This window comes from Streptomyces sp. NPDC012935 (assembly GCF_042900345.1).
Lineage (GTDB): Bacteria > Actinomycetota > Actinomycetes > Streptomycetales > Streptomycetaceae > Streptomyces.
The window spans coordinates 842,032-868,108 of the sequence record NZ_JBIBBC010000001.1 but is presented as its reverse complement, the minus strand read 5'-3'; the positions used below and the strand labels follow the sequence as shown (position 1 = coordinate 868,108).

Here is a 26,077-nt window from a genome sequence, read left to right as displayed (position 1 = left end):
CGTCACGTGCAGCACCCGCGCAAGCACCGCAGACGCCGGGCCGCGTTCGCCGCGACCCTCGCCACGGCAGCCCTGGTCGCCGCCGGGCTCACCACCCTGAACGGCGCCGGAACAGCCGAGGCCGCCACCGCCCGCCAGGTCGAGAAACTGGACCGTGGGGTGGTCAGCGTCCACACCGCCGGCGGCAACCTGGTCAGCTGGCGCTGGCTGGGTACCGACCCGAACGACGTCTCCTTCAACGTCTACCGCGCCGGTACGAAGGTCAACTCGACCCCGGTCACCGGCTCCACGAACTACTTCCACTCCGGCGCCCCCGAACAGGCCGACTACACCGTCCGCGCCATCGTGAACGGCGTCGAGCAGGCCGACTCGGTCCACGCCGTCCAGTTCCGCCCGGGCTACAAGGACGTCCCGATCAGCCCGCCCGCCGGCGGTACGACGCCCGACGGTGTGGCGTACACCTATGAGGCCAACGACGCCTCCGTCGGCGACCTCGACGGCGACGGCGCCCTCGACATCGTCCTCAAGTGGCAGCCCACCAACGCCAAGGACAACTCCCAGTCCGGCTACACCGGCAGCACGGTCGTCGACGGCATCAAGCTCGACGGCACCCGGCTGTGGCGCGTCGACCTGGGCCGCAACATCCGCTCGGGCGCGCACTACACGCAGTTCCAGGTGTACGACTACGACGGCGACGGCAAGGCCGAGGTCGCCATGAAGACGGCCGACGGCACGCGGGACGGCACGGGCACGGTGATCGGCAGCTCGTCGGCCGACCACCGGAACTCGTCCGGCTACATCCTGGCCGGACCCGAGTTCCTGACCATGTTCAACGGCCGGACCGGCAAGGCGATGGGGACGGTCGACTACGTCCCGGCTCGCGGCACGGTCTCGTCCTGGGGCGACTCGTACGGCAACCGGGCCGACCGATTCCTCGCCGGTACCGCGTACCTGGACGGCTCCCGACCCTCCCTCATCATGGCCCGCGGCTACTACACCCGTACGGTCATCGCCGCCTGGGACTGGCGCAACGGCAGTTTCACGCGCCGCTGGACCTTCGACACCAACTCCTCCACCAACAGCGGCAAGGGATTCGACGGCCAGGGCTCGCACAGCCTGTCCGTCGGCGACGTCGACGGGGACGGCAGGGACGAGATCGTCTACGGCTCGATGGCCGTCGACGACAACGGAAACGGCCTGTGGACCACGAGGACGGGCCACGGCGACGCCCAGCACTTGGCCGACCTCGACCCCGCCCACGCGGGCCTGGAGTACTTCAAGGTCTCGGAGTCGACCGGCCAGCCGGCCGAGCTGTACATCAACCCCGCAGGCGGCACCGTGAACTGGAAGCTCGCAGCCTGCTGCGACAACGGCCGGGGAGTCGCCGGGGACATCTGGGCGGGCAACGACGGCGCCGAGATGTGGTCCGCCTCCGACACCTCCATCCGCGACGAGGCCGGTGCCACCAAGGGCCGTGAACCGTCCTCGGTCAACTTCCTGTCCTGGTGGGACGGCGACACCGTCCGCGAACTCCTCGACGGAACCCGCATCGACAAGTACGGCACCTCGTCCGACACCCGCCTGCTCACCGGCTCCGGAGTCTCCTCCAACAACGGCACGAAGGCCACGCCGGTCCTGTCCGGCGACATCCTCGGCGACTGGCGCGAGGAGGTCATCTGGCGCACGAGCGGCAACACGGCGCTCAGGATCTACTCGACGCCGTACGAGACGAACACGAAGATCACGACCCTGCTCCACGACTCGATGTACCGCACGGGGCTGGCCTGGCAAAATACCGCCTACAACCAGCCGCCGCACCCGAGCTTCTTCATCGGCAACGGCATGCCGACTGCACCGCGCCCGACCGTCCACACCCCGTGAACGGTGGTGGGTGCGCACCCCACGGGAGGCGCGCACCCACCGGCTCGGGGCGGCGTGTGGCCTGGCTGAAGCCGCCGGAGAAACTGAGCCGTCACCTGACGATCCCCAGTGCGGGTGGGGACCGCCCGGCCAACGGGGCGGTGACGCCCCAAAGGGGCGCGGGGAACTGCGCGACCAGCCACAACGGACCCGCAGACAGGTCACGGCCCTTCCCGCGCAGCGCCCCGCGCAGGCCGGCTATTCGAGAAGCTCCGCGTACGAACCCATCGCCAAGGCGATGTCCGCCTGAGCCCAGAACCGGTGGTACGTGAACGACGGCGCCGCCCCGCCCGCGAGATACGCCTCGATCTTCGACCACGCAGGATCGTCCTCGTAGAACGACCGGATCGAGTCGAAGGTCGACGACGAGTTGATCGCGTCACCGTTCGGCATGGTGCCGCTCCACCCGCTCGGGACGTAGATCGCGTCGTCGAAGCGGTTGTAGTCGGCGCGGGTCTCCGGGACGGCGATGCCGAGGTCGTCCTGGTGGTTGTCCCACATGCCGTCCAACAGCGCCTTCGCCGTCGTCGCGGCCGCCGTGTCACCGGAGCGGTCGGCGTAGTACGTCAGTGTCTTGGCGTACGCTGCCGCAACTCCGACGTCGTTGGTGTAGTCGGCGACGGTCACGTGAAGTCCGTTGTTCGCACCTGGACTTGACGGGCTCCAGGTGTCGGGCTGCCCCGACCACTGGAGCGTGGACGGGATCCGGTATGTACCGTCCGGATTGACGGTCGTCTCGGACAGCGCCCAGTCGACCCACTTGTCGAGGACGGTCTTCGCGGCAGCGTTCCCCGTCTGCTGGTAGTACTCGGCCACCCGTTCCATCGACCACGCCTGGAAGCCGAACCACTGGTTGGACGGCGGGTCGTGGTAGACGGGCTGCTGGTCGTAGTACATGCCGTAGAAGGTCGACTTCCCGGCCGGCGGGGTCGCGTAGCGGCCTGCCCAGCTGTTGGTCGCACCGCCCGCGATCGCGCCCTCGCTGGACTGCAGCCATCGATAGAACTCGACCTGCCGCTCCAGCGACTTGGCCCAGTCCGCTTGCCCCGTCGCCGACTTGGGCTTCAGATCGGCGTACGCGCTGAGCGCGTACGCGGCCATCGGATTCTGGTAGCCGCCGTGCGCGTGGCTGGAGCCGATGCGCCAGGCCCAGCCCGCCGACGTGTCGGTGGCGCCGCCCCAGGCGTAGTACCAGGAGAGCAGGTAGTGCGAGGCGTCCTTGCCGGTTCCGGCGGGGCAGCCGGCGGGCCCCACGCAGTTGCCGATCTTCTTGAAGTACTTGTCGTACATCGCGTAGCGCAGGTAGTCGCCCATCTTCGCGGCCTTCGCCACGGTCGCGGAGATGTCACCGCCCTTGCCCTGCGCATCGGCCCACTTGTCGGCCCAGTAAGCGGCCTGCACCGCGCGGGCGTCGGCGTCCGGGGCGTTGGTGAACTTCCACTGGCCGGCATACGAGGCGTCACCGGTGAAGAGGTCCAGGTACCCGTTCCTGCCGCCGTACTTGAACTGATCACAGGTCGGCTGAGGCACGGTCTCCCACACCGACTCCTGGGCGCCGCGCTGGAAGGTGTTGATGTACGACGGCCCCGTGTCGGCCGGCCCCGCCGCGCACTTGCCCGGCGAGTTGCCGTAGCCGTAGGTGTTGTCGACGTCCTGCAGCCAGTGCATGCCGTAGACGTCGTCCGTGCCGTACGCGCTCTTCAGTTCACCGGCGATCGGGTCCGGGCCGACCGGGACCGACGCGTCGAGCTTCGCCGGATACTCGTTCGGGGTGTCGAGCTCGGGCGCGTACGTCGCCGGCTTCGGGGCGTTGTAGAAGGAGTTGGTCGGCTGGTCGGCGTGGGTCGGGATCATGTATTTCTCCATGATTTCCCAGGCGCCGTTGAACTTGGACCAGTCGCCCGTGACCTTGCCGTACATCGCCTGCAGCCAGAGAAGGTAGCTGTAGGCCTCGGACGTGGTCTCGTGGCCGTGGTCCGGCGCCTCGACGATCAGCGTCTCGACCGAGTGGTAGGGGATGCCCTCCGGCGAGAAGTAGCCGCTCGCCGGGTTTGTGATCTTGCCGTACAGCTCCAGGAAGCGGGCGTCGTACGCCTTCGCCGCCGCGATCTGGGTCACCGTGACCGACGCCTTCGCGTGTCCGCTGGCAGTGGACTCGAAGGTCGCCGCGCCGGTACCGGAGCTGTCGGCGGTGATCGTCACCTGCTGTGCGGTGTTCCAGTTCGAGGGTGTGAAGGTGAGCGAGGCGCCGCCGGTCACCGACAGGCCCGGATTGCCCCCGGTGCGTGCGGTGGCGACCGTCACATTGGCCGAGGGCCGGGTCGACAGCTTGATGTCGTACGAGGCCGTTTTCCCCTGCTGGACGGGGAGTTGGGGCTGCGAGGCCACCACGGCGGGACCCGAGGCGACCGTGATGCCGACCGGCGTGGACTCCGCGGATGCGCCCAGGCTGTCGTACCCCTTCGCGAGGAGCGAATGACTGCCCACAGCCAAGCTGGACACCGAGAGCGAGTACGGCGCCGTCGTGTCCGTGCCCAGCAGTGTCGTGTTGTCGTAGAACTCGACCTTGCTGATCGTCGCGCCGTCCGCGGCAGCGGCGGTGGCCGCGAACGGGACGGCGTCGCCCTGCGAGTAGACGGCGCCCGCCGCCGGGCTGGTCAGCACGGTGATGGGGGGCTGGTGGGCGCCGGTGCAGCTCGTGCCGTTGATCGCGAAGTTCGTGGGGGCCGCGTTGGCGCCGCTGTAGGTGAACTGCGCGCCGGTGGTGACCGCGGCTCCGGCGGCGATCCGCCCGTTGTGGCCGGCGTCCTTCACGGTGACCGCCTGGCCGGACTGGGACCAGGTGCCGTTCCAGCCGTTGCTGAGCCTCTGGTTGCCCGCGTAGCCGTACGTCAGGGTCCAGCCGTCGATGACGTCCGTGCCCCGGTTGGTGATCGTCAGGTCCGCGGTGAAGCCGGAGCCCCAGTCATTGGTCCTGTAGTCGACACTGCATTGAAGTGCCGCTGCCTGAGCGGGAGTTGACCCGGTGCTCAGCATGGTCAGGGGAAGCGCCAGGGCCGCTGTGACGGCCGTCCAGAACCGTCGTACGACCCTGCGTCTGTGTGGGGGATGCACGTGCTGGTTCCTCCTTGCGGCTCGGAGAAGTCAAGGCCTGAACCAGTGGGAGCGCTCCCATAGTGGGGATGGGGGTGCAAGGGGTCAAGGTGCGTGAAGAGTCGAAAAAATTCGATGCGTTCAGTTGAGCAAAAGTCAGCAACTCCCCTGTCCTTCACCGGCACTTGGCGCTAGCTTCATGCACACCAGTGGGAGCGCTTCCATCAGTCGACGCGTCCGTGACGACGCGCCGGAGCTGTGAGGAGTCGCTCATGCGACACCCCCCGCGTTCAGTACTTTCAGCCGTCACCGGCACCTCCTCCTTGTCTCTTGCGCGCCCTGCACGGACGGACCGTCAGCACCCGCAACCAAGAAGGAACCCGCACTCATGACTCGTACCAGAACTGCGATGTTCGCTGCCCTGGCGCTGGTCGCCGGGGCCTCGGGGACCGCGCTCGCCGCGGACCCGGGCGCAATCGGCACGGCCGCCGTCCCCTGCACCGTCGACTACAAGGTGCAGAACCAGTGGGACACCGGCTTCACCGCCGCCGTGACGGTCACCAACCAGGGCGCCGCCAAGTCCAACTGGTCGGTGAAGTGGTCGTACGCCGGAAACCAGAAGGTCACCAGCGGCTGGAACGCCAGGATCAGCCAGAGCGGCGCGGCCGTCACCGCCACCAACGAGACCTACAACGGGACCCTGTCGACGGGCGGTTCGGTCAGCTTCGGCTTCCAGGGCTCCTACGGCGGCAGCAACGCCGTCCCGGCCACCTTCACTCTCGACGGTGTGACCTGCAACGTCGACGACGGATCCGGCCCCACGGATCCCACCGACCCGACCGATCCCGGTCCGACCGGCCCGAAGGTCGACAACCCGTACTCCGGCGCCAAGGTGTACGTGAACCCGCAGTGGTCCGCGAAGGCCGCCGCCGAGCCGGGCGGCAGCCGGATCGCGAACCAGCCGACCGGCGTCTGGCTCGACCGCATCGCCGCCATCAACGGCGTCAACGGCGGCATGGGCCTGCGCGACCACCTCGACGAGGCCCTGACCCAGAAGGGCTCCGGCGAGCTCGTCGTCCAGCTGGTGATCTACAACCTGCCCGGACGTGACTGCGCGGCACTCGCCTCCAACGGTGAGCTCGGCCCGACGGAGCTCGGCCGGTACAAGACCGAGTACATCGACCCGATCGCCGCGATCCTCGCCGACCCGAAGTACGCCTCGCTGCGGATCGTGACGACCATCGAGATCGACTCGCTGCCCAACCTGGTCACCAACACCGGAAGCCGGCCCACGGCCACCCCGCAGTGCGACGTGATGAAGGCCAACGGGAACTACCAGAAGGGCGTCGGCTACGCCCTGAACAAGCTCGGCGACGCGGCCAACGTCTACAACTACATCGACGCCGGGCACCACGGCTGGATCGGCTGGGACGACAACTTCGCCGCCAGCGCCGCCGTGATGAAGGAGGCGGCCACCTCGGAGGGCGCCACCGTCGACGACGTGCACGGATTCATCGCCAACACGGCCAACTACAGCGCCCTGAAGGAGAACAACTTCACCATCAACGACACCGTCGGCGGCAAGTCCGTCCGCGAGTCGAAGTGGGTCGACTGGAACCGCTACACCGACGAGCTGTCCTTCGCGCAGGGCTTCCGCAACCAGCTCGTCACGACCGGCTTCAACTCCGGCATCGGCATGCTGATCGACACGTCCAGGAACGGCTGGGGCGGCAGCGCACGACCCGCCGGTCCGGGCGCGACGACCGACGTCGACACGTACGTCAACGGCGGCCGCTACGACCGTCGCATCCACGTCGGCAACTGGTGCAACCAGTCCGGCGCCGGACTCGGCGAGCGCCCGCAGGCCAGTCCCGCGGCCGGGATCGACGCGTACGTATGGATCAAGCCGCCGGGGGAGTCCGACGGTGCCAGCCGGGAGATCCCGAACGACGAGGGCAAGGGGTTCGACCGGATGTGCGACCCGACCTACACGGGCAACCCGCGCAACGGCAACAACCTGTCCGGAGCGCTGCCCAACGCTCCGCTGTCGGGGCACTGGTTCTCGGCGCAGTTCCAGCAGCTGATGCAGAACGCCTACCCGCCGTTGTCGTAGTGCGGTGACTTCGGCTGCGGGCCGTCTGTGGCCGGTCGCGCCCGCGCGGCGGAGCCGCATATCGGATGCAGCCCCGCGCCCCCCTCAGGGGCGCGGTAGGCCGCCGGGGTCCGGTCAGTCCTCTCTGGCCAGGCCCCGGCGGATGGCGAACTCCACCGCCGAGTAGTCCCCGTCGGCCCGGTCCAGCTCCAGCGGCACCGCCGGATGCAGCGGTGGCTGCGCCATGAAGCGGGGGCGCGTGCCGTGGTTCGGCTGGGACGCGTGGACCAGGAAGGGGTGGCAGAGGTAGACGTCACCGGGGCGGCCGGTGGCGTGGGCGAGCCGGCGGTGCGCGCAGGCTTCGGCGACCTTCGGGCCGAGCTCCAGGAAGGACGCACCGGCCTCGCCGTACGGCGCCAGGACCGGGGGTACGTCGAGATGCGAGCCGACCCGGATGCGGGTGGGGGCGTTGTCCTCGGTGACCTCGCTGAACAGGAACAGCATGAGCAGCGCACGGTCCTTCGAGCGCACGTTCGTGTGCGGGTGCTCGGCACCGTCGGGCACGTAGCTGCCCTCGATGTGCCAGCCCGCGTCGTCCGGTTCCTCCTCGTGCGGGAACCGCAGCGGGAAACTGCCCAGCGAGTAGCGCGACTGCCAGCGGTCCTCACCCACCAGCACGTCGAAGGCCTCGTGCAGGGCGGGGGTGTTGACGGCGGCTGCGAACGGGCCCTGTGCCATGTCGTACACCCAGTGCACGGGGTCCTTCCAGGTGGTCGGGTCCTGAGGGTCGTACCCCGTCTCCCGCCACAGCAGCCGCTCGCAGTGCTCGGCGACGCGCGGCGGGAAGGCGCCTTCGATCCTCACGAACCCGTCCTCGAGGAAGCGCTCCACCATCTCGTCGTCCATCGAGCCATCGTGGGGGACCGGCGATGGCCGCCGCACCCCATTTTTTTGCCGCGCATTGTTGCCGTTCCGGCAACGACAGTGGCCCCGCGGCGGTGCGTCGGCGCACGCTGGCCTCATCCGAAGGAGAGGCTGACGAGCATGGCGCACAACCACCACCCGGACCGGCACGCCGGTCACCACCACCACGACCACACCGACGTCGACTGGGCCGAGATGGGCCCGGAGCTGGAGGCGCAGGCGGAGCTGTTCACGCCCCTCTACGAGCACACGATGGCCTGGCTGGCCAAGCGGCAGACCGAACCGGGGCTGATCGTCGACGCGGGCAGCGGTCCCGGCGTCATCGCCTGCCTGCTCGCCGACACCTTCCCCGGCGCCAGGGTCGTCGCCGTCGACGCCTCCGAGCCGCTCCTCGAGCGGGCCGGCGCGCGTGCCGGGCGGCTCGGTGTCGCCGACCGCTTCGGCACCCTCGCCGGTGAACTCCCGGACGTGCTGGACGACTTGGACTACCCCGCCGATCTGCTGTGGGTCGGCCGCACCCTGCATCACCTCGGCGACCAGCGCGCCGCCATCGCCGCGTTCGCCTCCCGCCTCGCCCTCGGCGGCACGCTCGCGCTTCAGGAGGGTGGCCTGTCGGCCCGGTTCCTGCCGCGCGACGTCGGCTTCGGGCGGCCCGGGCTGCAGTCGCGCCTCGACGCGCTGGAGGAGGAGTGGTTCGCCGCGATGCGCGCGGACCTGCCCGGCACGGTCGTGGAGACCGAGGACTGGCCCGCCCTGCTCGCCGCGGCCGGCCTCAGGCCGAGCGGCACCCGCACCTTCCTCCTCGACCTGCCGGCTCCGACCACGGACCGCGCCCGCGCCTACGTCGTCGCCACCCTGACCCGCACCCGCGACGGCATCGGCGACCACCTCGACGCCGAGGACCGCGCGACCCTCGACCGGCTCCTCGACCCGGACGACAGGGCGAGCGTGTATCACCGGCCGGATCTGTTCGTGCTGGCGGCGCAGACGGTCTACACGGCCGTACGGACGAAGTGACAACGGCCGGCGCCTGCCGCTCGTCCCCCTCCTCGGTGCCTTGACTTCGAGAGCTCTCCAAGTGATGGACTCCCCTCCGTCCGCACGGGACACAGAACGTCATACGGCACGACACACAGGGGGACCACCATGACCGACTCACCCGTCGCGCTGATCACCGGCGGTGGCAGCGGTATCGGCGCCGCGGTCGCTCGGCAGCTGCTGGAGGCCGGATACCGGGTCACCGTCACCGGCCGGGGCGAGGCGCGGCTTCGTGGCTTCGCGCAGGGGCTCGGGGATCCGGAGGGTCTGCTGACCGTCGTCGGGAACGCGGCCGACTACGGCGACGTCCAGGCGGCCGTCGAGACCACGCTCAAGGCGTTCGGCCGACTGGACACGGTCGTCGCCAACGCGGGCTTCGCGACCCATGACTCGGTCGCCGAGGGCGACCCGTCCGGCTGGACCGAGATGGTGCTGACCAACGTCCTCGGCCCGGCCCTGCTGATCCGCGCCTCCGTCGACGCCCTCAAGGAGACCCGCGGCCGTATCGTCCTCGTCGGCAGCGTCGCCGGGTTCGTGCCCGGGCCGGGGAACATCTACGGGGCGACGAAGTGGGCGGTGACCGGGCTCGCCGAGAACACCCGGCGGCAGGTCACCGACTGGGGTATCGGCGTGACCCATATCGCCCCGGGCCGGGTCGAGACACCCTTCTGGGACTCGTACGGCAGTCTGCCGCCCGGGCATCTGCTGACCGCCGACCAGATCGCCGACTCGGTGGTGTGGGCCGTCCGGCAGCCCGACGGTGTGGACGTCAACACCGTCGTCGTACGGCCCCTCGGACAGCCCAACTGACCTGATCCCCGGATCGGTCACCGGGGATCATCTGCGTCCCCGACGAACTCCTTCGCCAGCTTCTCGCCCAGCGCGGCCGCGGCGCTGTGGCTCTCGATGGGCGAGACCTGCGAGTTCCTGAAGAGGATGTACGTCACGCCGGAGGCGGCCCCGCCGGTGGCCGGGTCGGGGTCGATGCCGAGCGCCTCGGCGGCGGCGTAGGAGGCCTCGCCGATGATCTCCTCCGGGCCGGTGTCGCCGACCACGGCGTACAGGACCTGGTCGTCGTGGACGACCGCCGCCACGCCGCCGCCCTCGATGCCGGCGGCCTGGTAGTCCCAGGTGCCGCTGGGGCTGGGGACGACGACGTACGGCAGCGTGTCGGACCGCAGGGGCTTGCCGTCGGACTGGTGGAACGCCGTGTCCGGCAGGAACCAGGGGTCGGTGGTCTCGTTGCAGATCTCGGTGCGCCGGCCGTCGCAGTCGATGTCCATGTCGGCCGTCCAGAAGACGGCATTCTTCGTGCCGCAGACGGGGACGCTGGCCGGGGTGGCCTGGTCGGTGCGGTACTTGCCCTTCGAGATCTGCGAGCAGGACGTCACCTTCGCCAGCAGGTCGGCCGCGGTCACGCCTGCTTCCTCGGGTTCTGCCGGCCGCGCGTCGGCGGGAAGCGCCGCGGTGGCGAGCAGTGCGGCTCCGGCGGCCACTGCGAGGGTCAGTCTTCGGGTGCGCACGGTGAGGGTGGCCCTTCCGTCGGGAAATTTTCCTTACTGATGGCTGATTGCGACGCCATGCCCCCAGTAGAAGACTGGGTGTACAGGAAAGTTCGTATATGCCCGGATTTCCGGGAGGTGTCATGTTCGTACGCGCTGTCTACACGACCGGTGATCCCGCGAAGATCGACATGGCCATCAGGGCGATGAACACAGAGGGGCGCGACCTGCTGGAGGACCGTCCGGGATACCGGGGAGCGAGTGTCTTCGTGGACCGGGTGCTCGGGAAACTGCTCGCAGCGAGCTGGTGGGAGTCGGAGCAGGCCCGCCGCAACAGCGACGAGGTGCTGCGCGAGCGGCGGGCCGCGATGCTGGAGCCGTTCGCGGGGACCGTGGCGGTCGACAACTACGAGGCGCTGGTCTTCCATCAGGTCCGGCAGCCACAGGCGGGCGGTGGACTGCGGCTCACCAGGCTGGAGTTCGACCCGATGGACACGGATCTGCTCGCCGACACGTTCCGGGCGACGGTGGTGCCCAAGCTGGAGACGCTCCCCGGGCTGGCCAGGGCGTCCCTGATGGTCGACCGGGAGCGCGGGCGCGGGATCGCCGCAGCGGTCTTCGTCGACCAGACGTCCCTCGCGGCGTCCCGAGCCGGTCAGGCGGGGGCCCGGAGCGAGGGCGCGGCCAAGGCGCATGTGTCCGTGATCGGGCTGGAGGAGTTCGAGGTCGTCCACACCGACGTGCGCGGTGACTGAGGTCGGCGACCGGGGCGATGCGTACGCGTCCGCCCGCCGCTCATACAGCTGAGCGGCGGGCGGAGTGCCGTACTGAAACGGACGTGTGGCTGAAGCGGATGTCAGGCGTCGAACGTCGCCGGGTCCGGACCGAGCCGGCGGTCCTCGTTCAGCGCGCTGATCGCCGCGAGGTCCTCGTCGTCCAGGCTGAAGTCGAAGACCCCGATGTTCTCCTTGATCCGCGACGGTGTCACGGACTTCGGGATCACGACGTTGTCCAGTTGCAGGTGCCAGCGCAGTACGACCTGCGCCGGGGTGCGGCCGTGCTTCTGGGCGATGGCGACGATCGCCGGTACCTCCAGCAGACCCTTGCCCTGGCCGAGCGGCGACCAGGCCTCGGTGGCGATGCCCTGCTCGGCGTGGAACGCGCGGGAGTCGCGCTGCTGCAGATGCGGGTGCAGCTCGATCTGGTTGACCGCGGGGATGACGGACGTCTCGTCGATCAGGCGCTGAAGGTGCTCCGGAAGGAAGTTGGAGACACCGATCGCGCGGACGCGGCCGTCGGCGTGGAGCTTCTCGAACGCCTTGTAGGTGTCGACGTAGGTGCCCCGGGCCGGCAGCGGCCAGTGGATGAGGTACAGGTCCACGTAGTCCAGGCCGAGCTTCTCCAGCGACACCTCGAAGGCGCGCAGCGTGGCGTCGTAACCCTGGTCGCTGTTCCAGAGCTTGGTGGTGACGAAGATGTCCTCGCGGGGGACGCCGGAGGCGGCGATGGCCTTGCCGGTGCCCTCCTCGTTGCCGTAGATCGCCGCTGTGTCGATGCTGCGGTACCCGGCCTCCAGCGCCGTCGCGACCGCCTGCTCGGCCTCGTCGTCCGACACCTGCCAGACACCGAAGCCCAGCTGGGGCATCTCGACGCCGTTGTTGAGGATGATCGGGGGGACCTTGCTCACGAGCTCTTGATCCTTACGGTTGTCGTCAGGTGGTACTCACCATCGTCAACGATCACGGGCGCCCATGCATTCCGGACCGGAGAAAAAGGCAGGACTCACGCCTGGTACAACGCGTCGACCTCACCCGAGTACGCGTTCTCGATCGCCTTGCGCTTCAACTTCAGCGACGGCGTGAGCAGTCCGTGCTCCTCGGTGAACGGCTGCGCGAGGATACGGAACGTACGGATCGACTCGGCCTGCGAGACAAGGGTGTTGGCGGCGACGACCGCGCGCCGCACCTCGGTCTCCAGGTCGGCGTCGCGGACCAGTTGGGCCGGGGTCATCTGGGGTTTGTCGCGCATCATCAGCCAGTGCTCGACTGCTTCCTGGTCGAGGGTGACCAGGGCCGCGATGTAGGGGCGGTCGTTGCCGACGACGATGCACTGGGAGACCAGCGGGTGGTCGCGGACGCGCTCCTCCAGCACCCCCGGCGAGACGCTCTTGCCGCCGGATGTGACCAGGATCTCCTTCTTGCGGCCCGTGATGGTGAGGTAGCCGTCCTCGTCGAGGGACCCGAGGTCACCGGTGGCCAGCCAGCCGTCGTGCAGGGCCTCGTCGGTGGCCTTCTGGTTGTTGAGATAGCCCTGGAAGACGTTGCCGCCGTGCAGCCAGACCTCGCCGTCGTCCGCGATGTGCACGGTCGTGCCCGGGATGGGCTGCCCGACGGTGCCGTAGCGGGTGCGATAGGGCGGGTTGGCGGTCGCGGCCGCCGTGGACTCGGTGAGGCCGTACCCCTCGTAGACGTGGACGCCGGCGCCCGCGAAGAACAGCCCGAGGCGCCGGTCCATCGCCGAACCGCCGGTCATCGCCTGCTTGATCCGGCCGCCCATCGCGGCCCGCAGCTTGGAGTAGACGAGCTTGTCGAAGAGCTGGTGCTGCATACGCAGACCGGCGGACGGACCGGGGCCGATGCCCCATGCCTTGGCCTCCACGGCGTCCGCGTACTTCACGGCGACCTCGACGGCCTTCTCGAAGGGGCCGGACCTGCCTTCCTTCTCGGCCTTGCGGCGGGCGGCGTTGAAGACCTTCTCGAAGATGTACGGCACCGCGAGGAAGAACGTCGGCTTGAACGCGGCGAGGTCCGGCAGCAGGGCGGCCGCGTTCATCTGCGGCTGGTGGCCGAAGCGGACCTTGCCGCGGATCGCGGCGACCTGCACCATCCGCCCGAAGACGTGCGCGAGCGGCAGGAACAGCAAAGTCGCCGCTTCGTCGCCCTTCTTGGAGTGGAAGACCGGCTCCCAGCGCTCGATGACCGTGTCCGTCTCGTACATGAAGTTGCCGTGCGAGATGACACAGCCCTTGGGGCGGCCGGTCGTGCCCGAGGTGTAGATGATCGTCGCGATCGAGTCAGGCGTGACCGCCTGCCGGTGGCGGTGGACCACCTCGTCGTCGAGGTGGGCGCCGGCGTCGTACAGCTCCTGCACCGCGCCCGAGTCGAGCTGCCACAGCTGGTGCAGCCGCGGCAGCCGGTCGATGACCGTGGCGATCGTCATCGCGTGGTCCTCGTGCTCCACGACCGCGGCCGACACCTCGGCGTCGTACAGCGTCCAGAAGCACTGCTCGGCCGAGGAGGTGGGGTAGATCGGCACCACCTGGGCGCCGATCGTCCACAGTGCGAAGTCGAAGAGCGTCCACTCGTACCGGGTGCGGGACATGATCGCGACCCGGTCGCCGAACCGGATGCCGCGGGCGAGAAGGCCCTTGGCGAGGGCGAGCACCTCGTCCCGGAACTCGGCGGCGGTGACGTCCCGCCAGTGCCCGCTGTCGTCCTTGCGGCCGAGGGCGACGTGGAGCGGGTCCTCCTGGGCATGCTGGAAGACGACGTCGGCCAGGCCGCCCACCGGCGGTGCCAACGCCAACGGAGGGTTGGTGAACTCGCGCAAACCCCGCTCCCCGCTCCGAATGGCCTCGGCTGACGCTCCGCGCAGCGCCGTGAAAGCTACCCCAACCGCGTTTCGGACGGGAGGGGGCCGGAAATCGCCGGGCGCTCAGGTATGCACTGGTCAACGCCGGAAAATGCGCTCACATAGGGAAGGGTCGGACAGAAAACTGACGGTTGAGTAAGTTTCGGGCCCGTAATCTCCACCGAATCTGTACGACTGGATTACGCGGTAAGGGCCCTGTTGATCATGTCATCCCCTGCGTGCCGTCGTCTCCTGGGCCGGTTCCTCCGTCGCCTCCTCCGTCAGCGTGCGAGGGGCTGGAGGTGTCACCCCGGTCTCGGTCGCGGTCGGCCTCCTGACCAGCGCGAGGACCAGCCCCCCGGCCACGGCCGCCGTCGAGCCCGCCACCACCGCCACCGCGTCCAGCCCGCCGGCGAAAGCGGCGCGCAGCACGCCCTCCCCGAAGACGTCCCGCAGCGCCCCGGCACCGCCGCCCGCGAGGGTGTGGGCCGCATCCGCGGGCAGCGTGTCCTGCATCCGTGAGGTCAGCACCGTGCCGAACAGGGCGATGCCCAGGGCGTACCCCAGCTGCCGGAAGGTGTTCACCGCACCGCCCGCCATACCGGCCCGCTCCGGTGGTACGGCGGCCAGCGCCGCACCCGCGAGACCGGGCGACACCAGCCCCGTACCGGCACCCACCAGCACCAGGCCCGGTATCAGGGCGCTCGCCGTCGAGCCGGCGTCCAGCACCGCCATGCAGTACTGGCCCGCCCCGATCAGCAGCAGTCCGACGCCGATGGTGAGCCGCGCCGGCACCCCGTGAAGCAGCCGCCCGCCGGCCGCCGCCACCACGAACGACGCCAGCGACAGCCACAGGAAGACGGCCCCGCCGCGCACCGCGCTCATCCCCAGCAGGGTCTGCAACCAGATCGAGGTGTACGCCATGGCACCGAACGCCGCCGCGTTGAAGGCGAGAGCGCCCGCCATCACCCCCGAGAACGCCGGCCGCAGGAACAGCCGCGGATCCAGCAGCGGATCGGCGACCCGCCGCTCCACCACGAGGAAGCAGACCAGCGCCGACGCCGCCGCGGCGAACCACACCAGCGTCCCTGTCTCGCCCCACCCATGGCCTCCGGCCCGCACGGCCCCGTACGTCAGGGCCCCCGCGAACGCCACGAACGTCACCGTGCCCGCCCAGTCGATACGGCGACCCCGCGCGCCCCGCGACTCGGGCACCACCCGCAGCGTCAACCACACGGCAGCGACGCTCACCGGCAGATTGACGTAGAAGATCCACCGCCAGCCCGGCCCGTCGGTGAGCAGTCCGCCGGCGATCGGCCCCACCGCGGCCGCCGCCCCGCTGACCGCGCCCCACACACCGAGCGCGACCGATCGCCGCTTGCCCTGGTAGACGGAGCCGAGCAGCGGCAGCGTCGTGGCGAACATGGCCGCCGCGCCGATGCCCTGCAGTCCCCGGGCGGCGACCAGCATCCCCGGTCCGGTCGCCAGCCCGCACAGCAGCGACGCCACCGCGAAGACGACCACCCCGGCGACATGCACGCGCCGCCGCCCCAGCACGTCGGCCGCGGCCCCCACGCCCAGCAGCAGCGCGGCCAGGGCCAGCGCGTACCCGTCCATCACCCATTGCAGATCACTCAGCGAAGCGTCCAGCGCCCGCGCCATGTCCGGCAGCGCGACGATCGCGATCGTCACGTCCAGCAACAACATGAACGTGCCCAGGCACACTGCCGTGAGCGGCCCCCAGGTACGCATGTCCTCATCCCCTTCTGCGTGAGTTGCGTATGCCTCCGTACGATGGGCCGCGAGCGGGCGATCACGGCTCTGCGAGGCGTTCAAGCGCCGGAACCCGACAGGAGATAGTGCTGTGAAGATGGAATCCGACATCTTCGACGAGCTCGATCTGCAACTGCTCGACGCGCTGGAGGTGAACGCGCGGGCGTCGTTCGCCAGGCTCGGGGACGTGCTCGGCGTCTCCGACCAGACCGTCGCGCGCCGCTACCGCCGACTGTGCGCCGAGGGCGGCCTCAGGGTGGTCGCCGTGCGCGACGCCGTGCGCCTCGGCCAGGACCAGTGGACGCTCCGGCTGCGCTGCGTCCCGGACAGCGCCCAGGCCATCGCGGACGCCCTCGCCAAGCGGCCCGACACCAGCTGGATCGGCATCGCCTCCGGCGGCACCGAGGTCATCTTCGGCACGCGTCCGCGCAGCCCGGGCGACCGGGACGACCTCCTGCTCGGCAAGCTGCCGCGCACGCCGCGCGTTCTGGAGATCAGGGCCTACCAGCTACTGCACCGCTTCTACGGCGGGCCGACGGGCTGGCTCAGCAAGTTCAGGACGCTCACCGACGACCAGAAGGCCGCGTTGCGCAACGGCCCCGTCGCCGCCGGACCGGCCCGCATCGACCCGGAGGACGAGCCTCTCGTCGCCGCCCTGGAGCACGACGGACGCGCCGGCTACCCCGAACTCCAGCGCGCCACGGGCCGCTCGGAGTCGGCGGTCAAGCGCCGCCTCACCGCGCTGCTGGCGTCCGGGGCGGTGTACGTCGACGTGGAGTACAACTCCGAGACCATCGGCTTTCCGGTCGGCGCAGTCCTGTGGATCACCACCACCCCGGCCGCCCTGACCGCGGTGGGCGAGGCCCTCGCCACCCACGACGAGATCGCCCACGCCGCGGCGACGGCGGGGCCGTGCAGCATCGTGGCGACGGCGGTGGTGAGGAACACGGCGGACCTGTACGCGTATCTGAGCGGGCCCCTCGGACGGCTGGAAGGCGTGCAGCACGTGGAGTCGTCGGTGTTTCTGCGGCGTGTGAAGCAACTGACGTATCAGCGCCCGTCGCGCTGAAGCGCACCGCGCGCTAACGCCGGTGCAACCGGTCCCCGCCCGCCAGAATCGCCCCCGCCAACGCATCCGCGGCCCCCTGAGCCGCCGTCCGGCGCCGGCCGTGCACCAGCACGAAGTCGACCCGCCCCAGTTCCGGCAGCCCGGACCGCTCGGGCACCCGCACCAGACCCGGCGGAATCAGCCCCCGGGAGTGCGCCATCACGCCCAGCCCGGCCCGCGCCGCCGCGATCAGCCCGTTGAGGCTGCCGCTCGTGCACACGATCCGCCAGTCACGCCCCTGCCGCTCCAGCGCCTCCAGCGCGAGCGCCCTGGTGATGCCCGGTGGCGGATAGACGATCAGCGGCACCGGACGCTCCGGCTCCAGGCGCAGCCGCTCCGCGCCGATCCACACCAGCCGGTCGTGCCAGACCAGGTCGCCCCGACGATCCTCCGGCCGCCGCTTGGCGAGCACCAGGTCCAGCTTCCCGGCCTCCAGTTGCTCGTGCAGGGTGCCGGAGAGTTCGACCGTCAGCTCCAGGTCGACCTCGGGGTGGTCGTAGCGGAAGCCCTCCAGGATCTCCGGCAGCCGGGTCAGGACGAAGTCCTCGGACGCGCCGAAGCGGAGCCGGCCCCGCAGCCGGGTGCCGGTGAAGAACGCCGTCGCCTGTTCGTGCACCTCCAGGATCCGGCGGGCGAAGCCGAGCATCGCCTCGCCGTCCTCGGTCAGTTCCACGGAGTGCGTGTCCCGGGTGAACAGCGGTCGGCCGGTGACGTCCTCCAGGCGGCGCACGTGCTGGCTGACGGTCGACTGGCGCAGGCCGAGACGGCGGGCGGCCTGAGTGAAGCTCAGAGTCTGTGCCACCGCGAGGAAGGTACGCAGATGGGAGGGGTCGTACACGCTCTGAGCCTATCGCGGGTCATCACAAAACGTGATGACAGTCAGAGTGGTATGCCGGATTCCCGATCGCCGATCGCCGGAGGACGATGGAGAGGGCACGTCCGTGCCGGGAACCCGAAGTTCAGCGAAGCGACAGCCAGTACGACAGCGAAGTAGTGGAGCACAGTGAAACGCCTGCAATGGCCGCGTTGGATGCCGATCGACCCGTACATCCTGCTGCTGCTCGGGACCGTGGGCCTCGCGGCCCTGTTCCCGGCGCGCGGGACGGCCTCCGATGTGGCGTCCGGTGCCTCCACGGCCGCGATCGCCTTTCTGTTCTTCCTCTACGGCGCTCGGCTTTCCACCCGTGAGGCGATGGACGGTCTGAAGCACTGGCGGCTCCATGTCACCGTCCTGGCCTGCACCTTCGCTGTGTTCCCGCTGCTGGGACTGGCGGCGCGCGGGCTCGTCCCGGTGCTGCTGACCCATCCCCTCTACCAGGGCCTGCTCTTCCTCACGCTCGTCCCGTCGACCATCCAGTCGTCGATCGCCTTCACCTCGATGGCCCGGGGCAACGTGCCCGCCGCGATCTGCGCGGGCTCCTTCTCCTCGCTGGTGGGCATCGTCATCACCCCGCTGCTCGCGGCGGCCGTGCTCGGCGGCAGTGGGGGCGGCTTCTCCGCCGACTCGGTGGTCAAGATCGTGCTGCAGCTGCTGGTGCCGTTCGTCGCCGGGCAGTTGCTGCGCCGCTGGATCGGCGGCTTCGTGACCCGGCACAAAAAGGTCCTCGGGCTCGTCGACCGCGGCTCGATCCTGCTGGTCGTCTACACCGCGTTCAGCGCGGGCATGGTCCAGGGCATCTGGCACCAGGTGAGCCCGATACGGCTGGGCGGGCTGCTCGCCGTCGAGGCGGTGCTGCTGGCCGTGATGCTGCTGCTGACCTGGTACGGCGCCAAGGCGCTGCGCTTCGGTCGCGAGGACCGCATCGCGATCCAGTTCGCCGGCTCGAAGAAGTCCCTCGCCGCCGGGCTGCCCATGGCGAGCGTCCTGTTCGGCGCGCACGCCTCGCTGGCCGTCCTGCCGCTGATGCTGTTCCACCAGATGCAGCTGATGGTGTGCGCGGTCATCGCCAAGCGCCGGGCCCGCGACGCCGAGGCCCGCGAAGCCGCGGGCGCCGCCCCCGACCCGGTCACCGCGTCTGCGCCAGCCGCAGAGTCACGAACCGCGGTCGGTACAGGGACACGTTCCGGCTGAGCTGCGCCGCGGCGCCGCCCGACTCCAGCCAGTTGACGTCGTAGCTCAGGACGAGGCGTCCGTCGTCGCTCAACTCGGGGTGTGTCTGCGGGTTGTAGGCGGCGACCTGGCCGCCCTGCGGCAGCTGCGGGCTGAAGTCCTTCGTCGGCCCGTACCAAGGGCCGGCGGGGGAGCACGCCCAGTACGAGGTGACGGTCGTCAGCCCCTTCGTGCCCGCGGCCATCGTGAACAGGACGTACGTCCCCCGCACCCGCACCACCGAGAAGGCACTCCCCACCCCCCTGCGCTGCCCGTCCCCGAGCACCGCACGCGGCCGGGCACCCGCCCGGGCCCACTCGGAGCCGTTCCAGTACTGCCAGGCACCCGGCTCGGCGAGCCTGCCCTCGGGAACCCGCGCCACGTACGCGTGCGAGGCCGGCCGGGACGCGGCCTGACCGTCGTCGCCGCCGAAGACATACGTCCAGCCGTCCTCCTCGACCAGCGTCGTCCCGAACAGGACACGCCGGGAGGGGTCCGGCACCAACTGCTGGTCGAGAACCTTCACCACCGACTCGACCCGCAGGTCGGGCAGCGTGAGCGTGGCGACCTCGGTGGCGGTGGGCACGCCGAAGATCCAGGGCGGCTGCCCGGCCGTGCGCACCCACAGCAGCACCCGCAGCACCTGCTGCGACGAGCCGGGGGAGCGGGGCTCGACGCGGGCCGCGACCGGCCAGCGCCACTGGTTCGGGGCGGGGTCGGGGAAGAGCGGCGCGGCCAGCGTGCTCTCCAGGCGTCCGTCGCGCATGACGACCGCCGAGTTGCGCACCAGGGGAGCGGTCGCTTCCCGCCAGGTGTGGGACTCACCGAACGGGTTGGGCGGCGAGTACACCTGGCCGAGGTAGGTGTCCGAGAACAGCCACAGCATGCGGCCGTCCGGCAGCCGCACCGAGTGCGTGCCGTCACCGCCGGTCCAGTCGTCGGTGCGGGACGGGTTGTCGCCGTACCGGGAGAACTCGCCGTTGAGCCTGCCGTCGGCCGACCAGGCCGTGACGGACTGCGGTGCACACGCGCCACCGCCCTCCCGTTCGCCGTCGTCCGGGAGGGCGGTGAGCAGCACGGCTGCGAGAACCAGGGCCAGCAGAATGCCGAGGCCGGTTCCCTTGCGCTGCCGTGCTCGTGCGTCGTCGGGCACGCCCGGGACGTTAGTGGCCTCAGCGCACTTGGTCCATGGGCAGCCACAGGACGGTGTCGGAGGTGGCCGAAGACCTGCCGGTCGTGCGGGCCCGCGCCGCGGCTGTGAGCTCCGAGTCGCCGAGCGCCCGGTTCCACACGTGGACGTCGTCGATCGCGCCGGTCAGGAACGCCCTGCTGTCCATGCGCTGGCCGACATGCACGCCGAACGGCGAGTTACGGCTGACCGAACCGGCCACGTCCGTGGTGCTGATCGCCCTGCCGTCGACGAACAGCGTCAGCCGGCCGCCGCCGCGCCGCAGCGCGAGATGGTGCCACTCGCCGTCGTTGTGGGCGTCCCCGGCCCACACGGATGCCGTGCGCACCGTCCCGAAGCCCTCCCGGGTGGTGATCAGGCCGCGCACCCGGTCGTTGTCCGGCTCGCCTCGCAGCCAGATCTGGGGCTGGGTGCTGCCGATCCCGCCCATCCACAGGAACGGCTGCTCGCCGGAGGCTGCGGAATAGCGGAAGAACAGTGAGACCGTGAACTCACCCGTGCCGAGCGGGAGTCTGGACCGGTACGGCAGCCGCACGGCGTCGTTGTCGCCGTCGAACTCGAAGGCGTTGCCGAGCACGCCGTCCGTCACCTCGGGGCCGCCGAGGACCGTCGCGCGGGGTGCGCTCGGGGCGAGGTCCAAGGTGGTCGGATCGGCGCCGCGCCGCGGTCCGAGCCAGTCCTCGTTGAAGCGGGCGAAGCGGATCTCGTCGCGTGCGTCGACGGCCCCGCCCTCGTACATCAGGCCCACCGTGGACGCGTCCACGTCCACCATGTCGGAGTAGCCCGACCAGTCCCTGGTGACGACCTTGCCGCGGTCCGCGCTGTCCCAGGTGGCGCCGCCGTCGTACGAGGACCTGACCATCATGGTCCGCCGGCGGTCCGGGTCGCCGGGGGCGGACAGCAGCATCCGGTTGCCCAGGCGGAGCGTGGCGCCCTGGACCTGAGGCGTGTACAGGTCCGCAAGGCCGCGGAACGGGCCGGTGAAGGTGGAGCCGCCGTCCTTGCTGTACGTCTGGCTGCGATGGCCGAGATCGGTGCCGTCCTGTTCCCGGCCGCTGATCAGGATCGTGCCGTCCGTGCGCTCGGTGAGGGTCACCTCGGACGGCTTCTGCCGGAAGGTGCCGTCGGCCGCGGAGATGGGCCAGGAGTCGGTGGCGCCGACTTCCCAGCTGTCGCCGCCGTCGTCGCTGACGATGAGTGCGGCGTGGTTGGCGGTGACCCGACTGCCGTCCCAGGTCTCGGTGTTGACGCCGAAGACGAGACGGCCGGCGTGCTTGCCCTTGGTGAGCTGGATGCCGTGCACGGGGCCGGTGGCGTACCAGGAGTTCCACTCCTCCGGCAGTATCTGGTCGCTCAGATTGCGCGGCGCGGACCAGGTGGCGCCGTCGTCGTCGCTGTACTGCAGATGAGGGGTTCGATCACACGGCACGGTGCAACTGCCGCTGTCCGTACGGCCGGTGTTGTACGTTTCCGCCAGCAGGATGCGGCCGGTCTCGCGGTCCACGATCGGTGCCGGGTTGCCGTGCGTGTCGCCGGCGCCGTCGTTGACGACCTGGAGCGGCCCCCAGGTGCGGCCGCCGTCCGTGGACCGCTTGAGCACGATGTCGATGTCGGCGGCGTCGCCGCAGTTGAGCACCCGCCCCTCGGCGAACGCCAGCAGCGTGCCGTCCTTGGACTTCACGATCGCCGGAATGCGGAAGCAGGCGTACCCGGGATCCTGGGACGCCTTGAAGAGGACCTGCTGCTCGAACGACGGTGTCTTGGTGGCCGGTTGGGACTCGGCCGGACTTAATGTCGCGGCCGTCGCGAGTGTGGCGACGGCCGCGACGAGGGCAGCTCTGAGACGTGCGCGAACTCTTGAAGGCATGGTGCGGCCCGCCCCTTCATCGTCTGGTCATGCGTCCAGGCGTCCGAACATTCGGACATCCCACGTCCAAAGTGCGCGTCACAGACGTTAGTTGGGCTATCGCACACATCACAAGAACCGTGCACGTGTCACTCACGTATGGAGTACTGCTTTCCCTCGGTTGGCCCGCGCCTCGACGGCCACATGGGCCTCGGAGGCCTCCTCGGTGAGCGCGCGAGGTCCGCACGCGGGGAAAGGGCTGAGACGGGGCCCCTGCGGCGCAGGGGGCGCTCCCCGCCGTTCGGGGCCCCGCCACCGTGTCGCGGTGAGGCGGTCACCCCTGAGCGGCCGCGGTCCGCAGGGCGATGCGGTCCTCGCCCGCGTACACGTTCATGGAGCTGCCCCGCAGGAAGCCCACCAGCGTCAGCCCCGTCTCCGCGGCCAGATCCACCGCGAGCGACGAGGGCGCCGAGACCGCCGCGAGCATCGGGATCCCCGCCATCACGGCCTTCTGCGCCAGCTCGAAACTGGCCCGCCCCGACACCAGCAGGATCGTCCGGGACAGCGGCAGGTCCCCGCTCTGAAGGGCACGCCCGACCAGCTTGTCGACCGCGTTGTGCCGGCCCACGTCCTCCCGGATGTCCTGCAGCTCGCCGTCCTGAGTGAACAGGGCTGCCGCATGCAGGCCCCCGGTCCGGTCGAAGACCCGCTGGGCCGCGCGGAGCCGGTCGGGGAGGCTCGCGAGCAGTTCGGGTTCGACCCGGACCGGGGGAGTGTCGGCTATCGGCCAGCGGGCCGTCGTGCGGACCGCGTCGAGGCTGGCCTTGCCGCACAGACCGCAGGACGAGGTCGTGTAGACGTTCCGTTCGAGCGTGATGTCCGGGATCTTCACGCCCGGCGCGGTCCTCACGTCCACCACGTTGTACGTGTTGGAGCCGTCCTCCGTGGCGCCCGCGCAGTACACGATGTTCTGCAGGTCGCCCTGCTCGGCGAGGACACCTTCGCTGACCAGGAAGCCCGCCGCCAGCGCGAAGTCGTCGCCCGGAGTGCGCATGGTGATCGCGAGCGGCTTGCCGTTCAGCCTGATCTCGAGCGGTTCCTCGGCGACGAGCGTGTCCGGCCGCGTGGAGACGGCCCCGTCCCGGATGCGGATCACCTTGCGTCGTTCCGTGACTCGTCCCATGTCGTGTCTCAGCCCCGGTTCTGTACGTGCTGGTAGCCGAAGCGGCCCTTGATGCAGAGATTGCCGTGGGTCACCGGGTTGTCGTGCGGTGAGGTGACCTTCACGATTTCATTGTCCTGCACGTGGAGAGTGAGGTTGCAGCCCACTCCGCAGTACGCGCACACGGTGGTCGTCTCCGTCTGCGCCGACTCGTCCCACGTGCCTGCCGCCCGCATGTCGAACTCCGACTTGAAGGACAGGGCCCCCGTCGGGCACACCTCGATGCAGTTCCCGCAGTACACGCACGCCGAATCGGTCAGCGGGGCGTCGTGCTCGACCGCGATCCGGGCGTCGAAGCCGCGGCCTGCGACGGAGATCGCGAAGGTGTTCTGCCACTGGTCGCCACATGCGTCCACGCACTTGTAGCAGAGGATGCACTTGTCGTAGTCACGCACGTACAGATCGTTGTCGACCTTGGGCTCCTCGCCCAGGCGGGCCGCGTCCGGGCCGAAGCGGTCCGGTTTCGCCTCGTACTCCTTGATCCATTCAGCGACTTGTGGAGTCGTCGACAAGTCGACCGAGGATGCGAGGAGTTCGAGGACGACCTTACGGCTGTGACGCGCCCTTTCAGTGTCGGTACGCACCTCCATGCCGGGCTCGGCCCTGCGGGAGCAGGCCGGGACCAGCGTGCGGGAGCCCTCCACCTCGACGACACACACCCGGCAGGCGTTCTTGGGTGTGAGTGTGTCGCCTTGGCAGAGGGTCGGCACGTCCTTTCCGGCGGACCGGCACGCGTCGAGGATCGTCGAGCCCTCGGGAGCGCGCACCGGCTCGCCGTCGATCGTGAACTCCAGCACCCGGCGCGGGATCCCCAGCGGTATTGCGGTCATTCGTACGCCCCCAGACGGTCGATGGCGGATTCCACGGCGTTCCACGCGGTCTGCCCCAGACCGCAGATCGAGGCGTCCCGCATCGCGCGGCCGACCTCCCTGAGCAGGGCGATGTCATCGGCGGCCGCCGCACCCGTGCGCTGGACGATCCGATGCAGCGCCTCCTCCTGCCGTACGGTCCCGACCCGGCACGGCACGCACTGCCCGCACGACTCGTCGCGGAAGAACTCGGCGATCCGCAGCAGCAGCCTGGGCAGCGGGACCGTGTCGTCGAAGGCCATGACCACACCCGAACCGAGCGTCGTGCCCGCCTCCCGCGTGCCCTCGAAGGTCAGCGGGATGTCCAGCTCGTCGGCCCGTACGAAGCCGCCCGCCGCCCCGCCCAGCAGCACCGCCCGCAGCCCGTCCCGCGCCCCGGCCAGCTCCAGCAGCTCACCGAGGGTCGCGCCGAACGGGAGCTCGTAGATGCCCGGCCGCGCGACACTCCCCGACACGCAGAACAGCTTCGGGCCGGTGGACCTCCCCGTCCCGATCGCCGCGTACGCCGGTGCTCCCATGGTCAGGATCGGCAGGACGTTGACCAGCGTCTCCACGTTGTTCTCGACCGTCGGCTTGCCGAACAGGCCCTTCTCCACCGGGAACGGCGGCTTCGAGCGCGGCTCGCCGCGGTAGCCCTCGATGGAGTTGAAGAGAGCCGTCTCCTCGCCGCAGATGTACGCACCCGCCCCCCGGCGGATCTCGATGTCGAAGGCGTATCCCTGGCCGAGGATGTCGTCCCCGAGCAGTCCGCGGGCGCGTGCCTGAGTGAGGGCGTGTTCCAGGCGGTGCAGGGCGCGTGGGTACTCGCCGCGCAGGTACAGGTATCCCTGGTGCGCGCCGGTGGCGTACGCCGCGATGGTCATGGCCTCGACCAGCGCGTACGGGTCGCCCTCCATGATCACGCGGTCCTTGAAGGTGCCCGGCTCGGATTCGTCGGCATTGCAGACGACGTAGTGGGGATGGTCGGGCTGCGACGCCGTGGCCTGCCATTTGCGGCCCGTGGGGAAGGCGGCGCCGCCACGCCCGACCAGGCCGGAGTCGGTGACCTCGCGGATGACTCCGGCGGGGCCCAGTTCGAAGGCCCGGCGCAGGGCGGTGTAGCCGCCGTGGGCGCGATAGTCGTCCAGCGACGACGGGTCGACGACGCCGACGCGCCGCAGGAGAGTCAGTGAGGGATCTCCGGCCTGGGGCACCGCCAGCGCCGCCGGCGGCTCCTCGGGCGCCGAGTCCGGTGCGCTCGCGGCGAGGACGGCGTCGTGCACGGTCGCCGGCGCCGAGACCGCCGTACGCACCGGATCGCCGGCCTTGATCGCGAGCGCCGCCGGAGCCCGTTCGCACAGGCCCAGACAGGGGCTGCGCTGCACGCTCACTCCGCTGCCCGGGCCGAGCCGCGCCTCGATCCCGGCGCACAGCTCGCTCGCCCCGGCCGCCGCGCACGCGAGGTCCGTGCAGACGTGGAGCACGGTGGCGGGGCGCGGCTTGACCGAGAACATGGCGTAGAAGGTGGCGACGCCGTACGCCTCCGCCGGCGGCACGGTCAGCCGCCGGCACAGGTAGTCGAGGGCGCCGTCGCTGATCCAGCCGATCCGGTCGTTGATCGCGTGCAACCCCGGCAACAGCAGGTCGCGGCGGTCCCGGGCCTCCCGGCCGCCCCGGGCCCACCTCAGGTCCGCGTCGGAGCGGTCGGCGCCCTCCCAGGAGGACTCCGGCGGGCCGAGCAGGGCGTCGACGGCGGCCCGTTCGTCGTCCGTCGGTTTGCTGTCGCCGAAGTGCAGGTCCACT

At 70.2% G+C, this 26,077-nt stretch carries 19 protein-coding genes; 7 read left to right on the top strand and 12 right to left on the bottom strand.

The window, feature by feature from the left end; all coding sequences use genetic code 11:
* The first annotated feature begins 6 nt into the window (after window positions 1-6).
* Window positions 7-1,881, top strand: coding sequence for a rhamnogalacturonan lyase (locus tag ACFY5C_RS03730; protein ID WP_389439970.1), 1,875 nt, complete (start codon window positions 7-9; stop codon window positions 1,879-1,881).
* Between the two features lie 237 nt (window positions 1,882-2,118).
* On the opposite strand, the gene ACFY5C_RS03725 is transcribed toward ACFY5C_RS03730, so the two are convergent.
* Window positions 2,119-5,034 carry a glycoside hydrolase family 48 protein gene (locus ACFY5C_RS03725; RefSeq protein WP_389439968.1) on the bottom strand — a complete coding sequence of 972 codons (2,916 nt, stop codon included), beginning with the start codon at window positions 5,032-5,034 and terminating at the stop codon, window positions 2,119-2,121.
* Between the two features lie 367 nt (window positions 5,035-5,401).
* Between ACFY5C_RS03725 and ACFY5C_RS03720 the strand changes: the two genes are divergently transcribed.
* On the top strand, window positions 5,402-7,126 hold the full coding sequence (locus tag ACFY5C_RS03720) for a glycoside hydrolase family 6 protein (RefSeq protein ID WP_389439966.1): 1,725 nt from the start codon (window positions 5,402-5,404) through the stop codon (window positions 7,124-7,126).
* Window positions 7,127-7,240: 114 nt separating this feature from the next.
* Here the strand turns inward: ACFY5C_RS03720 and ACFY5C_RS03715 are convergent, their stop codons facing one another.
* Complete coding sequence (locus ACFY5C_RS03715) at window positions 7,241-8,011, bottom strand: phytanoyl-CoA dioxygenase family protein (protein ID WP_389439964.1); 771 nt, start codon at window positions 8,009-8,011, stop codon at window positions 7,241-7,243.
* 138 nt (window positions 8,012-8,149) lie between these two features.
* On the opposite strand from ACFY5C_RS03715, the gene ACFY5C_RS03710 reads away from it, so the two are divergent.
* Together ACFY5C_RS03710 and ACFY5C_RS03705 are read left to right on the top strand one after the other, a co-directional pair.
* A complete protein-coding gene (locus ACFY5C_RS03710) occupies window positions 8,150-9,046 on the top strand; it encodes a class I SAM-dependent methyltransferase (RefSeq protein ID WP_389439962.1) in 897 nt (298 codons plus the stop codon).
* A gap of 129 nt (window positions 9,047-9,175) precedes the next feature.
* Complete coding sequence (locus ACFY5C_RS03705; RefSeq protein ID WP_389439960.1) at window positions 9,176-9,877, top strand: SDR family oxidoreductase; 702 nt, start codon at window positions 9,176-9,178, stop codon at window positions 9,875-9,877.
* A 17-nt stretch (window positions 9,878-9,894) separates the two neighbouring features.
* On the opposite strand, the gene ACFY5C_RS03700 is transcribed toward ACFY5C_RS03705, so the two are convergent.
* A complete protein-coding gene (locus ACFY5C_RS03700; protein ID WP_389439958.1) occupies window positions 9,895-10,590 on the bottom strand; it encodes a glycoside hydrolase family 75 protein in 696 nt (231 codons plus the stop codon).
* 122 nt (window positions 10,591-10,712) lie between these two features.
* Between ACFY5C_RS03700 and ACFY5C_RS03695 the strand changes: the two genes are divergently transcribed.
* Window positions 10,713-11,324: a hypothetical protein gene (locus ACFY5C_RS03695; RefSeq protein WP_389439956.1), complete on the top strand. Its 612-nt coding sequence runs from the start codon at window positions 10,713-10,715 to the stop codon at window positions 11,322-11,324.
* A 101-nt stretch (window positions 11,325-11,425) separates the two neighbouring features.
* Here ACFY5C_RS03695 and ACFY5C_RS03690 read toward each other — a convergent pair whose 3' ends face one another.
* The 3 genes from ACFY5C_RS03690 to ACFY5C_RS03680 form a co-directional block, all read right to left on the bottom strand.
* Window positions 11,426-12,214, bottom strand: a complete 789-nt coding sequence (locus ACFY5C_RS03690) for an aldo/keto reductase (RefSeq protein ID WP_389440700.1) — start codon at window positions 12,212-12,214, stop codon at window positions 11,426-11,428.
* A 137-nt stretch (window positions 12,215-12,351) separates the two neighbouring features.
* On the bottom strand, window positions 12,352-14,178 hold the full coding sequence (locus ACFY5C_RS03685; RefSeq protein ID WP_389439955.1) for an AMP-dependent synthetase/ligase: 1,827 nt from the start codon (window positions 14,176-14,178) through the stop codon (window positions 12,352-12,354).
* A gap of 249 nt (window positions 14,179-14,427) precedes the next feature.
* Window positions 14,428-15,951 carry an MFS transporter gene (locus tag ACFY5C_RS03680; protein WP_389439953.1) on the bottom strand — a complete coding sequence of 508 codons (1,524 nt, stop codon included), beginning with the start codon at window positions 15,949-15,951 and terminating at the stop codon, window positions 14,428-14,430.
* Window positions 15,952-16,069: 118 nt separating this feature from the next.
* Here ACFY5C_RS03680 and ACFY5C_RS03675 point away from each other — a divergent pair, with 118 nt between their 5' ends.
* Window positions 16,070-17,041, top strand: a complete 972-nt coding sequence (locus ACFY5C_RS03675; RefSeq protein ID WP_389440697.1) for an Lrp/AsnC family transcriptional regulator — start codon at window positions 16,070-16,072, stop codon at window positions 17,039-17,041.
* A gap of 13 nt (window positions 17,042-17,054) precedes the next feature.
* On the opposite strand, the gene ACFY5C_RS03670 is transcribed toward ACFY5C_RS03675, so the two are convergent.
* Window positions 17,055-17,918 (bottom strand): LysR substrate-binding domain-containing protein, encoded by an 864-nt coding sequence (locus ACFY5C_RS03670; RefSeq protein ID WP_389439951.1) that lies wholly within the window; start codon window positions 17,916-17,918, stop codon window positions 17,055-17,057.
* A 192-nt stretch (window positions 17,919-18,110) separates the two neighbouring features.
* On the opposite strand from ACFY5C_RS03670, the gene ACFY5C_RS03665 reads away from it, so the two are divergent.
* Window positions 18,111-19,151, top strand: a complete 1,041-nt coding sequence (locus ACFY5C_RS03665; RefSeq protein WP_389439949.1) for a bile acid:sodium symporter family protein — start codon at window positions 18,111-18,113, stop codon at window positions 19,149-19,151.
* Here ACFY5C_RS03665 and ACFY5C_RS03660 read toward each other — a convergent pair.
* The 5 genes from ACFY5C_RS03660 to ACFY5C_RS03640 all read right to left on the bottom strand — a co-directional run bounded on the left by ACFY5C_RS03660 (window position 19,087) and on the right by ACFY5C_RS03640 (window position 26,076).
* Window positions 19,087-20,322, bottom strand: coding sequence for a DUF4185 domain-containing protein (locus ACFY5C_RS03660; protein WP_389439947.1), 1,236 nt, complete (start codon window positions 20,320-20,322; stop codon window positions 19,087-19,089). The genes ACFY5C_RS03665 and ACFY5C_RS03660 overlap by 65 nt on opposite strands.
* Before the next feature lie 19 nt (window positions 20,323-20,341).
* A complete protein-coding gene (locus ACFY5C_RS03655; protein WP_389439945.1) occupies window positions 20,342-22,225 on the bottom strand; it encodes an exo-alpha-sialidase in 1,884 nt (627 codons plus the stop codon).
* Between the two features lie 313 nt (window positions 22,226-22,538).
* The gene (gene fdhD, locus ACFY5C_RS03650) at window positions 22,539-23,387 is read right to left on the bottom strand and encodes a formate dehydrogenase accessory sulfurtransferase FdhD (protein WP_389439943.1); all 849 of its coding nucleotides are present in this window, start codon (window positions 23,385-23,387) and stop codon (window positions 22,539-22,541) included.
* Window positions 23,388-23,395: 8 nt separating this feature from the next.
* Entirely contained in the window at window positions 23,396-24,256 is an 861-nt protein-coding gene (locus ACFY5C_RS03645) for a 2Fe-2S iron-sulfur cluster-binding protein (RefSeq protein WP_389439941.1), read from the bottom strand.
* Window positions 24,253-26,076 (bottom strand): NAD(P)H-dependent oxidoreductase subunit E, encoded by a 1,824-nt coding sequence (locus ACFY5C_RS03640; protein WP_389439939.1) that lies wholly within the window; start codon window positions 26,074-26,076, stop codon window positions 24,253-24,255. The genes ACFY5C_RS03645 and ACFY5C_RS03640 overlap by 4 nt, the downstream gene beginning before the upstream one ends.
* Window position 26,077 lies beyond the last annotated feature (1 nt).

Bases quoted from the DNA above. Each gene is read 5' to 3' on its own strand.
- ACFY5C_RS03655 (WP_389439945.1), bottom strand. From the start codon at position 22,225: ATGCCTTCAAGAGTTCGCGCACGTCTCAGAGCTGCCCTCGTCGCGGCC.
- ACFY5C_RS03695 (WP_389439956.1), top strand. From the start codon at position 10,713: ATGTTCGTACGCGCTGTCTACACGACCGGTGATCCCGCGAAGATCGAC.
- ACFY5C_RS03675 (WP_389440697.1), top strand. From the start codon at position 16,070: ATGGAATCCGACATCTTCGACGAGCTCGATCTGCAACTGCTCGACGCG.
- ACFY5C_RS03720 (WP_389439966.1), top strand. From the start codon at position 5,402: ATGACTCGTACCAGAACTGCGATGTTCGCTGCCCTGGCGCTGGTCGCC.
- ACFY5C_RS03680 (WP_389439953.1), bottom strand. From the start codon at position 15,951: ATGCGTACCTGGGGGCCGCTCACGGCAGTGTGCCTGGGCACGTTCATG.
- fdhD (WP_389439943.1), bottom strand. From the start codon at position 23,387: ATGGGACGAGTCACGGAACGACGCAAGGTGATCCGCATCCGGGACGGG.
- ACFY5C_RS03665 (WP_389439949.1), top strand. From the start codon at position 18,111: ATGCCGATCGACCCGTACATCCTGCTGCTGCTCGGGACCGTGGGCCTC.
- ACFY5C_RS03645 (WP_389439941.1), bottom strand. From the start codon at position 24,256: ATGACCGCAATACCGCTGGGGATCCCGCGCCGGGTGCTGGAGTTCACG.
- ACFY5C_RS03705 (WP_389439960.1), top strand. From the start codon at position 9,176: ATGACCGACTCACCCGTCGCGCTGATCACCGGCGGTGGCAGCGGTATC.
- ACFY5C_RS03715 (WP_389439964.1), bottom strand. From the start codon at position 8,011: ATGGACGACGAGATGGTGGAGCGCTTCCTCGAGGACGGGTTCGTGAGG.
- ACFY5C_RS03710 (WP_389439962.1), top strand. From the start codon at position 8,150: ATGGCGCACAACCACCACCCGGACCGGCACGCCGGTCACCACCACCAC.
- ACFY5C_RS03690 (WP_389440700.1), bottom strand. From the start codon at position 12,214: ATGCCCCAGCTGGGCTTCGGTGTCTGGCAGGTGTCGGACGACGAGGCC.